This is a genomic window from Pleurocapsa sp. PCC 7319 (assembly GCF_000332195.1).
Taxonomy (GTDB): domain Bacteria; phylum Cyanobacteriota; class Cyanobacteriia; order Cyanobacteriales; family Xenococcaceae; genus Waterburya.
Genome location: NZ_KB235922.1, coordinates 178065 through 191341, shown reverse-complemented (window position 1 = coordinate 191341; position 13277 = coordinate 178065). Strand labels below are relative to the sequence as shown.

The window sequence follows — 13277 nt, the reverse complement described above, 5'->3', positions numbered from 1 at the left end:
TACTAGCCATAAATCAAATATTTTGTATCTTCTTATTCTTAATTGATTTAGCAATAGTAATAGTAGGCATCATAACTGAGAACTTAAAAATGAAACCTTCTCACTTTAAAGACAAATAAGCAATGCTGTATTCACAATCTCAAAAAGAGTCGATAGGTTTAGTATACGGATTTTTAGGCGTACTAATTTTTAGTCTTACTCTACCAGCTACTCGTCTTGCTGTTGCGGAATTAGATCCAGTTTTTGTTGGTCTTGGTCGAGCAGTTTTAGCGGCAGGTTTATCCTTAATTCTTGTAGTTGTAACTCGTCAAACTATACCTCCTTGGAGATTTCTTCCTAGATTTGTTGTTGTTGTTGCTGGGGTGATAATTGGATTTCCTTTGCTTTCGGCGATCGCCATGCGTGACGCTCCCGCTTCTTATGGAGCAGTGATTGTGGGACTTTTACCACTAGTAACTGCTTTCTTTGGTGTTTGGCGAGGTGGCGAACAAGTCTCCAAGTCTTTTTGGATTTTTGCACTAATGGGAAGCGGGTTGATAATTAGCTTTGCTCTTATGTCTGGTGCAGGGTCAATTAGTTTAGCAGCTTTAGCTTTGTTGGGTGCAGTTGTAGCCGCAAGTATAGGATATGCTGAAGGTGCTATTTTAGCTCGTACTTTTGGCTCCTGGCAAGTTATCTGTTGGTCGCTCATACTCTCTACACCCGTTTTACTACCGATTTCACTTAAACATTTTCCTAGCTCGGTACATTCTATTTCTATCAATGCTTGGATAGGTTTTTTCTACGTAAGCTTTTTTAGTATGTTTTTGGGTTTTATTGCTTGGTATCGTGGGTTGTCTATCGGGGGAATCTCTCGTGTCAGCCAAATTCAACTAATTCAACCTTTTTTGACAATTTTGGCATCAGCAGTGTTACTCGGTGAACCTTTAACGATTAAAACCTTGGGTTTTGCAGCAGGGGTGATTTTTTGTGTGGCATGGGGCAAACGCGTTTAGCCAGAATCAAAAATTTTCTATTTACCAAGAAGGTAATTTGTCGAGAATTGTTTTTTCTTTTTAAAGTGTGTTATGCTAGCTCAAGCAACGCGGGATAGAGCAGTCTGGTAGCTCGTCGGGCTCATAACCCGAAGGTCGGTGGTTCAAATCCGCCTCCCGCCATTTCAAGAATTAGTCAATATCCTTAAGGTTATATAAACTATTCAATATGGCTTTAGTATCATTTGATACTTAAATTGGACTAGATAGCAGGTAATTTGGATAAATATATATCATTTAGCCTTGGTCAACAGCAAGGATTTAGGTCAGCAAGCAAGTTTTAGTGCTTACTTTACGATCAAATTGCTGCTTTGAGCAAATTAATCTGCAGTTAGTAAAGGGTCTAATTATCGATGGTAGCTATGGGTGTATTTCCCGCCATCTACTCAACTTTATCTCCTCAAGCCTTAATCGAGGGGGTGCTTCCCAAGTATGAACTAGGAGCAATAGATCGGTGTCTATTTTGGAATCGTGGTTTAAGTGATATCTATCTGATAGAAACAGCAGCCCAATCTTACATCTTAAAAGTTTCTCATCATCACTGGCGTTCTAAGTCCGATATTCAGTTCGAGCTAGAATTTCTTGATTTCCTTTTTCAACACCATATTCCTGTTGCTAATCCCTTAAAAACCAAAGATGGCAAGCTATTTGTAACCATTAATGCTGTAGAAGGCGATCGCTATGGTGCATTATTTCGCTTCGCACCAGGAGAAGTGCCCTTAGGAGACTTGAGTATTGACCAAAGTAATATTTTGGGTCAGACTTTGGGCAGAATTCATCAAACCTCCTTGAAGTTTAATAGTCAAACTCCTCGACAGCCTTTAAATTTCAAACATCTGCTCGATGATTCACTTGAAGTTATCAGTCCTTGTCTAAGCGACATAAATAAAGATCTAAGCTATCTAACCAATACTATTGCCAAGATTAAACAGCAGCTATCCTGTCTTGAGCAAACAGCCCCATTTTGGAGTGTTTGTTGGGGCGATCCTCATAGTGGGAACGTTCACTTTACCGCCGATAATCAGATTACTTTATTTGATTTTGATCAATGTGGTTATGGTTGGCGTATTTTTGATATTGCCAAGTTTCTTCAAGTTTCACTTGGCGCGGGAATGAATCGAAAAGTTAGAGATGCCTTCTTTGCTGGCTACCAAACAATCCAAAAACTTACCGATTCAGAAACAGAATCTCTACAAGCCGCAACCCAAATGGCTCATATTTGGGCTTGGGCGATAAGTATTAATGCAGCAGCAATCCACAACTGGTCAAGATTAGATAATTGCTATTGTAGTAAACGTCTCCAACAGCTTAAAAGGTTAAGTAGTAAAGAGTGGCAATTATTTTGACTTAACTTCTTTTCGCCACAATTAACTTTGATTGAGTCTAGATCTCGGTCTGTCAAGTTTTAATTAATACACAAAGCACTATTTTAATAGTAATAGTTATTAAACTTTCACAACTCTCTCAAACTATCTTTCTAGAATTGTAAATGTAGTTCAAGTGGAAATTAGAGTGATTCGGACTAAATCTTGTTCCTGTAAGTTATTTAATAGTTGAATAAGGCAGAAAGCATAAAAAGTTCTTACCTCGATGTAGTCAGGAGAAATTACCAAAAAATCGCTCTGATCTACTCGAAAAATATTGTAATTCAGAGATAAAAATTGTTATGAATTCCAAAATTATAACTAGTGACTCTACAACTGCTGAAGATAAATTTGAGTTGCAGAGAAGACAAATGGTTGAATATCAGCTACGCGATCGCGGTATCAAAGATGAGCGAGTTTTAGCCGCAATGTCCAAAGTGCCCCGCCATGAATTTGTTGACTCATCGTGGAGAGATTTAGCCTACAGCGATCAACCCTTGCCTATCGGTCATAACCAAACTATTTCCCAGCCCTACATCGTAGCTTACATGACTGAAGCAGCTGAAATTTCTCCCAAAGCAAAAGTTTTAGAAATCGGCACTGGTTGTGGATATCAAGGGGCAATACTGGGAGAAATCGCCCAAAAAGTCTATTCTATCGAAATTACTCCCCAACTAGCTGAAAAAGCTCGTTTAACTCTTAGTAAACTTGGTTACTACAACATCAAAATAAAAACTGGTGATGGATACCAAGGCTGGGCGGAACACGCTCCTTACAACGCAATTATTGTCACCGCGGCTCCGAAACATATACCCAAAACCTTAATCGATCAACTAGCAAATAACTGTAAATTGATCATTCCTGTGGGTACGTGGTCTCAGCAAATAGTGGTGTTAACCAAAACAGAGGATCAGATAATTGAAAAAAGCACTATTCCAGTTCGTTTTGTACCCATGAGAAGAAAATCAAAATCTCGCAAATGATTATTCAAGTTCGGCAGAACCAAAAAATCTAGCTTTTATTGACCACTTGGTTAACAGCTACTCCTAAGACGGGAGCTGGGCAAAGCCTTAATTGGTTGAGGGCTTCAGTTAGTGCCATACTTTGTATCTTACCTAAACCGGTTACGACTATAATTCCATCTGTTTTGGCTGCAAGTAAATTAACGTCAGCAAAGCCAGTAATAGCACAGAGATCATAAATAACTAAGTCGAAATGGGTTTTTATTTCTTCCATCAAATGATGCATTTTTCCTGAAACTAGTAATCGACTAGGGTCTAGTTTAGTAGAGTCCGTATCGAGTGCATTAAAACCAGAAGTAAGAATAAAAAGATTTTCTTCTGAGGGTATTTGCTGGATATATTCTAACCCTAGATTAGTATTGTCTTGATTTAAGATATCACTTAAGCCTATTTCTGACTCTAGACCAAAACTTTTAGTTAAGCAATCTGTACTACGTAAATCTGTATCAACTAGCAGAATTCTTTTTCCTAGAGAAGCACAGGCTCTAGCAAGATTTAAAGCAACAGTAGATTTTCCTTCTCTGGGAATGGCAGAGGTAATCACTATAGACTTAAGACTAGTATCTGAAGAAACTTCTGGATTGGCATTGAAATTAAAAAGGTTTAAATTAGCAGCAAAAGAGCGAAATGCTTCTATTGACATTGGAGAAACTAACTTCGGGGAAGATTGTTTTAATCCCTGTAATTTTGCTTCTGGTGGTGGTAGTTGTCTTGCTTCTCTAATAAATGACCAATCCTTACTCTTGGGAATATAAGGGATAGTACCTAGAACAGGTAAGTTGGTAATTTCTTCAACTTTGCCAGAAGTATAAATAATTTTTTGAGAACTATCTAAAACGAGAGCTGCTCCCACTCCCAGTAGTAAGCCCAGAGTAGAACTTAGCGCTAAATAATTAATAGTACTAATATTGTTAATTTTTGGTTCTGTAACTGGACTTAAAAGTTGCCAAGGAGCTTCTTGTTGAGCTGCATCAACGAGAAGAGCATCTTTTTGTAGAGTAAATTCATTAAGCTTATTGTTAGCTATAGTTAACTTTTCTTGAAGATGATTGTAGTCTCTGGAGATTGTTGACCATTCTTCAAGTCTTGATTGAAGATTAGTTATCTCTACTGTTATAGTTCGTTGCCGATTTTCTAATATTTTTATTTGATTGTCGAGTTTTTGACGTATGGCCTCTCTTTCTTTAACTATTAAAGCTGCAATTTGTTGTTTTTCTTGTTTTAAAGTTTGTATTTCAATACTATTATTTGTAAAAATAGCAGACTTACGGCCAATCTCAACATCAGTATTCCGTAATTGATTGAGTAATTCAAGATATCGGGGAGTAGCTAGTTCAATTGCGGTAGTTGAGTTATTGGATTGTGGTTTTAGTTCTTGTTCGAGATTTCTAAGCTTCAAGAGTAATTCTTGACGTTTAATGGTATTTTGTTCACGTTCTTGAGCCAGAATATTTAAACGATTTGTAATTTGATCGATGGAAATTTTTGGCTCAATAAAATTATATTTACTTCTTAAGTCGCTGATTTGATTCTCTATTTCTTTGACTTGCAAGTCTACTTTGGGTATTTGTTGATCTAAAAAAGCAATCCCTCGTTTAATTCCCGATTGACGTTTTTCCAAACTATAGTCAATATATGTTTGAGCAAGATTATCGATCACATCTGAGACTTGTTGCTTGTTGTGATGTTTATACATCACTAGTAAAATATTTCGTTGATCTGATTGCTCTTTAATATCGATAGTTAAATTGCCGATCATCTCTTGATAATTTATTGCTGAATATTGATTTTTAAGAGATTCAACAGTTCGCAAGATAAGTTTAGGACTTTTTAAAACCTTAAGCTGAACTTCATCTAAATCTACAGAGGTGATTTGTTCTCTAGTTTCTGTAGACAGTTCATTGTAGTTAGTAGAAGTTAGACTCGTTTCAATATTTAGTGCTTCAGATAAAATTTCAAAACTAGCGTCATAAACTGGAGGCGTAGTTGAAATTTTCAGTAAAGCTAAGGAAGTTAAAACTAAAGTACAACCAGTAATCAGGGGAAAGTTTCTCAGAATAATGTTTTTGATTTCACCTAGATTCAATCCTCCTTCTGAATTGTCTTTGGCAGAAGCATCATTAAGATAGTATGATCTTTGCTCTCCAAAACTTTGATTCATAACTACAAAAAATAAAATATATTTTCTATTAAATAATTCGATCTATATTTGATATTTACAAACAAACTAAAATAATAGCTTATCTCGATTGATACTGTGATTATTTAGTTTATAAGATATAAGCAAAATCTACTTTTCAAGTTTACTTCACAAAAATAATAATGTCTAAAGCATAACAATCATTCTGCATTTATCTTTATATATTTTTCATAAAAAAGTAACAAATATAATGTTTTTGTTTAGTTGACAATTGTTTATTGACACATTCAAAATACTAAGTGTAGTATACAAATTATATATAGAACGGCTTGATGATTAATTACTTGTTTTGTCTTTGAATATTTATAAAATATTAATGGTTATTCTTTAGCTTGTGAATAAAACAATCTTGAATTTTTGTATATACAAAAATTCATATCATATTAATTAAAAAATATTCTTTTGAACACACATCAATATGAAAAAAGGAAGACTGCTTGACTTATTTTAACTATTTTCAAGTGTTCAGCATATATTTAATTTTTTAGTTTTTGCTTGAGAAGTTACTGAAGCATTATGTTAAAAGAACTCAACTTAGTATAAATAGTAAATATAATGATATTTAAGAAAGTAGTTATTAATACTCCCGTTACTTGTATGCCCTTTGAAGAGCAAATGATGTTGATTTTGCGCTGGGCAAAAATCAGAGACAGTAAAGCTGTCTGTTTGGCAAATGTTCATATGATTATGGAGGCTTATCGTAATTCTTCGTTTAAAAAAGTTTTACATCAAGCCGATTTGGTTACTCCTGATGGTAAACCTTTGGTATGGATGTTACGTTTGCTGGGAATTTATCATCAAAATCAAGTGCCTGGAATGGAAGTCTTTCTTTACTTGTGTAATTTAGCTGAAAAGACTGGAATTCCTATTTATTTTGTTGGCTCTACCGAAGATATTTTGAGCAAGATAAGGCAAAAATTAGATCAAGAGTATCCTATTTTGAAAGTTGCAGGGATGAAATCCATTCCCTTAATGTCTATTGATGAAATTCGCCGCACTAAAGACAGAGAACTAATTGAAGAAATTAATGAAAGTGGTGCAGGAATTGTCTTTGTCTGTCTGGGATGTCCTAAACAAGAAATCTGGATGTCTCAATATCAAGGGTTAATTAAAGGTGTCATGATTGGTGTTGGTGCAGTTTTTTCTATGTATGCAGGAATTACTCCCCGAGCCCCTTATTTGATTCAACATTCTGGTTTGGAATGGTTATACCGATTATTACAAGAGCCTCGCCGCCTGTGGCATCGCTATAGCTCAACGATTCCTCCTTTTATCTATCTGGCTATTAGACAAATATTGACTCCATATAAAGAGCAATCAAGAGAAACAAGCTGGCGATTATCAGAAGAAAATATATTGGTAGATGTAGAAACTTTGAATTTTTCTCCTGAGAAGCTTGGTGCAATTTTGATCCGCCAAAACATAATATCAACAAAGGAATTAAATCAAGCTTTATCTCAGCAAATCTTATCACCAAATTTAAAAATTGGAGAGATTTTAGTCCGATGTAATTTTATATCTTTATCTCAATTAAAGTTTTACCTTAAAAATCAGAATATAAAGTTAGGTCAACTCTTAATAGAGAGAAAAAATATAAAACAACGTAGTTTAAACAATATTTTGAATTTACAAAATAACACTAATAATAAATTAGGTGAGATTCTTATAGAACAAAAAATTATTTCTAAAAATAGGTTGAGAGAGCTATTGGTTGAACAATATATAAGACGTAAGGGGTTATTTTTAACTGAAGATATATCAATCAACTATGATTTCTCTTCACAGTCTCAAAAGTCTCTATTAGAGGTTATATAATATAGAATTTTTTGTTACCTCATAGATATATTTATTGCCTAAACAATCAAATTTAAACTTTAGTAATTTCGTATGGCTGAATTCACTTTAAAGTAGTTATTGATACTTTTCAGATATCCTTCTGGATTTAAATCAGAATGAACTACAGAAAACTCTATTTAAAATTTTTATCTATAGACATTTCGCAATTATGGAAGTATCAGTAAACCAGCAATTTTTATCATCTCAAACTAATCTAGCTTTTGTCGATCGTAATATTTTAGGATATGAAGATTTAGTAAGTGGAATTGCTCCTGACACAGAAATATTAATTCTAGAATCAGAGAGAGATGCGATCGCTCAAATTACAGAAACATTAAATCACTACGAAGAAGTATCCAGCCTACATATAGTTTCTCACGGCGATCGCGGTTCTCTTCAATTAGGGAATACTAACCTCAGCTTAGAGAACTTAGGAGAATATCAAGATGAGTTACTGAGTTGGGGTAATGTTCTAACCGAAGATAGCGATATTTTGCTTTATGGTTGTAATGTAGCAGAAGGAGAAGGAAAAGAGTTTGTTGATGTCTTCAGTCAAATGACTGGGTCTGATATTGCTGCTTCCACTGATCTAACTGGTAGTAGGTTATTCGGGGGGGATGGGGATTTAGAATATGCTACGGGAAATATAGAGGCAGAATTAGCCTTAGAAACTAATGTAATTGAAAGTTTAGACTTTGTTCTTGTCAATGATTATGTAGTACAAACCGAACCCAACTTCCAGAAAGAATTAGTTTTGTCTGGGTTAAGAGAACCCACTTCTATGGCTTTTTTGCCTGACAATCGAATGTTGTTTTTGCAGAAAAATGGTGTCATCAACATCTTCGATCCCCAAGATAGTCAGTCAACTCCAGAAGTGTATTTAGATTTATCCAGCGACATTCAAGGAGGTTTTGAAGCTGGACTTCTTGATATTGCTATAGATCCAAATTTTGGTACGCCAGGAAACGACTACATCTATGTCTATTATTCTCATAAACCAGAATTCTTTGGAGACGATCCTGAATATCGAATCTCCAGATTTACCCATAATGGCAATCAAGCCGATATCAACAGTGAATTTATAGTTTTTGAGAAACCAGATGGAGTTGCAGGACATCATGATGGTGGTGGTCTTGACTTTGGACCAGATGGCAAACTCTATTTAACGGTAGGCGATCAAAGACCTTTTAACGTTCCACCATCGGAATTTGATTTCTCCGTAGTTGCAGATTTAAGCACTTCCAACGGTAAACTATATCGTGTTAATCCCGATGGAACAGCACCAACAGATAATCCTTTTGTAGATAACGATCCGACTACAGACAGCAATCAAGATTTTGTTTGGGCTTATGGTCTAAGAAATTCTTTCCGTTCCCGTTGGGATATTCCTAGCGATCGCTATTTTATAGGAGATGTTGGGGGGAACGTACAGTCCACTGCCTTTGAGGAGATAAACTTGGGTCAGGCTGGAGTCAATTATGGCTGGCCTGATAGTGAGGGATTTAGCAGCAATCCTAATGCTACCGATCCTATTTTTGCTTATGCTCATACTGGATCTACCCCTAATGGAGGTTCTATTACTGGAGGAGTAGTATACCGAGGAAATCAATTTCCTGAAAATTATCAGGGAGCTTTCTTTTTTGGTGACTATACTCTAAATTGGATTCGCTACATCCAATTTGATGTTGCTGGGAACGTTATAGACGCAGATCCTTCAACACCTACGGTGGTGGATGCTTTTAACTTTGATAACGATGCCTCATCTATAGTTTCTCTCGAACAAGGACCCGATGGAGCGTTATATTATCTTACCTTTGGTGATTTTGCAGGTTCTACAGGAACTCTCAATCGGGTTTCTTATAATGTAGACAATCAATTACCCGTAATTACTCAAGCCACAGCAGATACAAATATAGGCTCTGTTGGCTCGACAATTAATTTCACTGCCACTGCAACAGATGGTGATAATGATCCCCTAAGTTATACCTGGAAGTTTGGTAATGGAGATACCGCCAATGGTGCTAATATTAGCTATAACTACAATTCAATTGGTGTTTATACGGCATCTTTAGAGGTTTCTGACGGTACTGGTACGGTGATGTCAGAACCCATAATAATTCAAATAGGTGGAGTTCCAGATTCCACTATTGTCACCCCCAATGAAACAGATTTATTTAGGGCAGGAGAAACAATTACTTTTAGTGCTACGGCCACCGATCCTGATGAAACCCTTACTTCTAGTAATTTTGTATGGTCAGCTGAGTTGATTCATAACGACCATACCCACCCCGATTTTGGACCGATTACAGGTAGCAGCTATAACTTTACCGTACCCACTACAGGTCATGGTTTTTCCGATGCTGTCGGCTACAAAGTAACTCTGACAGTAACAGATTCCGATGGTTTGTTTGATCGAGAAGTCATTTCAATTTTTCCCGAAAAAGTTGATCTGTCATTTGCCTCTAACATTGATGGAGATATACTAGGGGGGGTTGACTTTACTCTTGATGGCTTAAATAGAGATGGTCCATTCGTTCTCGACACGGCGATCGACCATCAACACCAGATTATTGCTGACGAAGTAATTATTGCCAATGGTATTGAATATACTTTTAATGGTTGGTCTAATGGCGTTACTACACCAGAATTTTCTTTTATTGCACCAGAGACAGATACAACTTATACCGCTAATTACGTTATTACCAACACCAACGTTTCGGCTAATGCAAAAGACGATCTGTTTGTTGTGGGCGAAGACGAGGTTGCTGTCGCCCTAGATGTTTTAGCTAACGATACAAATTCTAGTAGCATTTTGCCAACTATTACAACAGTAGGAGCTCCTAGTAATGGCGGTACTGTTACAATTGACAGCGCAAACAATGGCTTAATCTACACCCCTGCTCTAGACTTTGCAGGCATTGAAACTTTTACCTACAGTATTAGTGACGGTAATGGAGGTATCAGCGAAGGAAACGTTAGAGTTGCTATTCAAGGCATTAACGACGCTCCCAATGCTGTTGCAGATAGCTTTAACGTTGCTGTAGATAGTACTGATAATGCTTTAGATATTCTAGCCAACGATTTAGATCCAGATATTGTCAACGATTCTCCCGTTGCGATCGAATTTAGCACTTACGAAGTAACAGAAGTCTCGATAATTAATCCTTCTCGGGCGGTTAAAGTAAAACATTCTATTCCAACTGGCAAACTCAGCAACGCGGATTTGATTTTTGATGCTACTGCTGCTGCTGGTAACGACCCTCACTTTCATATGATGGGGATGCCTGCTGACATGCGTCCCAATTATTTAACCCAGCATAATTCGGGGGGGAATGGGGACAGAATTAACTTTACAATGGCTCGCGAAGACAGACAAGCTTTTGCTTTTGAAGGTTTTAGCTACACTAGCGGATTGTTTTTCCCTGGTACTAATGCTGGGTTTACAGTGATTGCTACTCTAGCTAATGGTGGTGAAATTTCGCAAACTTTCGCTGCTGCGGAAACAGAAACAGCTTTCCAAGCCGTTATTTTAGATGGTGCTGGATGGCAAAATGTGACCTCGGTACGCTTTGAAGGTAGCGTAATTGGTACAGGTACAGAAGTTAGCCAAGAATTGAACATCGATAATATTATTGTAAGTGCTGCTTCTGATGTCCTTAACGTTACATCAGTGAGTACTCCTAATAATGGCGGTAGTGTGAGTATTGACAATACAAACGGTCAATTAATCTACACCCCTCAAGCAGACTTTGAAGGAACAGAAACCTTTGGTTATACGATCTCGGACTTAGCAGGGGCAACATCCACAGCCACAGTCGCCGTAAATGTAGGAACATCTAGCAGCACTTTACCCATAACAGACGGATTAGTGCTGCACCTAGAAGCAGATAACGGAGTAACGACCGACGGCAGCGACCTAGTAACAGGTTGGACAGACCAGTCAGGACTGGGCAATAACTTAACAGGAGGGGGAGACCCCAGACTAGTGAGCAACGGCTTAAACGGTCAACCAATAATTGCTTTTGACGGAGCGGGAGACAAACTAGAGAACCTCCTGGGATTAAATGGTCTGCCCGCAGGAGGAGAAGACCGTACGATTTTCTTCCTGGCCAAATACAATAGCAATGGTTACGGAGGATTTACCTACGGCAACAATGCCACCAATCAAGCATTTGGTCTAGTAGTAGACAACAAAGGAGACCTGAGCATTCAAGCGTGGGGATTTGGTCAAGACAACTCCAGCAAAGTAGATGGAACAGGAACTGGTTGGTTAGTCCAAGGAGCAAAACTAGAAGGAGGAGTGCTGACCCATTACAAAGATGGAGCAGAGATTGATAGTAGCACTCATAATTACAACACCAGTCTAGCCAAACTAGTAGTGGGGGCAGAGATCGATAGCAGTCCTTACTTAGATATGGAAGTAGGGGGAATTATTGTTTACGATCGCGCTTTAAGCGATGCCGAGCGACAGCAGGTCGAAACTTATCTGGAGAATAAATACTTCACTGGCACTCCCCCAGTCAATCAAGCACCTACAGTAGAAAATGACACCGCAGTAGTCACAGAAGGTGCAGCAGTCCAAATCAATGTCTTAAATAACGACAGCGATACCGACGGCACAATCGACGCGACCACAGTTACCATCGCCAACCAACCCAGTAACGGTACGGTAACAGTAGATGGCAATACAGGCATCATTACCTACACTCACAACGGCACGACAACTACTAGCGATAGCTTTACCTATACCGTTGCCGACAATGATGGAGCAGTTTCTACAACAGCGACAGTCGATCTAACTATCAATCCAGTAACAACCAACCAAGCACCTACAGTAGCCAATGACAATGCCGCAGTCACAGAAGGAGGGGTAGTCCAAATCAATGTCTTAAATAACGACAGCGATGCCGACGGCACAATCGACGTGACCACAGTTACCATCGCCAACCAACCCAGTAACGGTACGGTGACAGTAGATGGCAATACAGGCATCATTACCTACACTCACAACGGCACGACAACTACTAGCGATAGCTTTACCTATAACGTTGCCGACGATGATGGAGCAGTTTCCACAACAGCTACCGTCGATTTAACTATCAATCCTCCTTCTAGCAGCACTTTACCCATAACAGAAGGATTAGTGCTGCACCTAGAAGCAGATAGCGGAGTAACGACCGACGGCAGCGACCTAGTAACAGGTTGGACAGACCAGTCAGGACTGGGCAATAACTTAACAGGAGGGGGAGACCCCAGACTAGTGAGCAACGGCTTAAACGGTCAACCAATAATTGCTTTTGACGGAGCGGGAGACAAACTAGAGAACCTCCTGGGATTAAATGGTCTGCCCGCAGGAGGAGAAGACCGTACGATTTTCTTCCTGGCCAAATACAATAGCAATGGTTACGGAGGATTTACCTACGGCAACAATGCCACCAATCAAGCATTTGGTCTAGTAGTAGACAACAAAGGAGACCTGAGCATTCAAGCGTGGGGATTTGGTCAAGACAACTCCAGCAAAGTAGATGGAACAGGAACTGGTTGGTTAGTCCAAGGAGCAAAACTAGAAGGAGGAGTGCTGACCCATTACAAAGATGGAGCAGAGATTGATAGTAGCACTCATAATTACAACACCAGTCTAGCCAAACTAGTAGTGGGGGCAGAGATCGATAGCAGTCCTTACTTAGATATGGAAGTAGGGGGAATTATTGTTTACGATCGCGCTTTAAGCGATGCCGAGCGACAGCAGGTTAATGCTTATTTCCAAGATAAGTACGGTTTGATTTAATCCAACGCATTCAATGGGAGTGGAATAGTATTG

6 protein-coding genes and 1 tRNA gene are annotated in these 13277 nt (G+C 38.2%); 6 read left to right on the top strand and 1 reads right to left on the bottom strand.

Going from position 1 to position 13277, the window contains the following annotated elements:
• The first annotated feature begins 122 nt into the window (after window positions 1–122).
• The 4 genes from PLEUR7319_RS0105020 (at window position 123) to PLEUR7319_RS0105005 (ending at window position 3381) form a co-directional block, all read left to right on the top strand.
• Window positions 123–995 (top strand): DMT family transporter, encoded by an 873-nt coding sequence (locus tag PLEUR7319_RS0105020; protein ID WP_019504110.1) that lies wholly within the window; start codon window positions 123–125, stop codon window positions 993–995.
• Window positions 996–1083: 88 nt separating this feature from the next.
• Window positions 1084–1157: transfer RNA gene (locus PLEUR7319_RS0105015), tRNA-Met, on the top strand.
• A gap of 230 nt (window positions 1158–1387) precedes the next feature.
• Window positions 1388–2380 carry a homoserine kinase gene (locus PLEUR7319_RS0105010; RefSeq protein ID WP_019504109.1) on the top strand — a complete coding sequence of 331 codons (993 nt, stop codon included), beginning with the start codon at window positions 1388–1390 and terminating at the stop codon, window positions 2378–2380.
• Window positions 2381–2700: 320 nt separating this feature from the next.
• Window positions 2701–3381: a protein-L-isoaspartate(D-aspartate) O-methyltransferase gene (locus tag PLEUR7319_RS0105005; protein WP_019504108.1), complete on the top strand. Its 681-nt coding sequence runs from the start codon at window positions 2701–2703 to the stop codon at window positions 3379–3381.
• Between the two features lie 28 nt (window positions 3382–3409).
• On the opposite strand, the gene PLEUR7319_RS0105000 is transcribed toward PLEUR7319_RS0105005, so the two are convergent.
• Window positions 3410–5581 (bottom strand): polysaccharide biosynthesis tyrosine autokinase, encoded by a 2172-nt coding sequence (locus PLEUR7319_RS0105000; RefSeq protein ID WP_019504107.1) that lies wholly within the window; start codon window positions 5579–5581, stop codon window positions 3410–3412.
• A gap of 726 nt (window positions 5582–6307) precedes the next feature.
• Between PLEUR7319_RS0105000 and PLEUR7319_RS0104995 the strand changes: the two genes are divergently transcribed.
• On the top strand, window positions 6308–7435 hold the full coding sequence (locus PLEUR7319_RS0104995) for a WecB/TagA/CpsF family glycosyltransferase (RefSeq protein WP_237743517.1): 1128 nt from the start codon (window positions 6308–6310) through the stop codon (window positions 7433–7435).
• A gap of 190 nt (window positions 7436–7625) precedes the next feature.
• Window positions 7626–13244 (top strand): Ig-like domain-containing protein, encoded by a 5619-nt coding sequence (locus PLEUR7319_RS37820; protein WP_019504105.1) that lies wholly within the window; start codon window positions 7626–7628, stop codon window positions 13242–13244.
• Window positions 13245–13277: the final 33 nt, after the last annotated feature.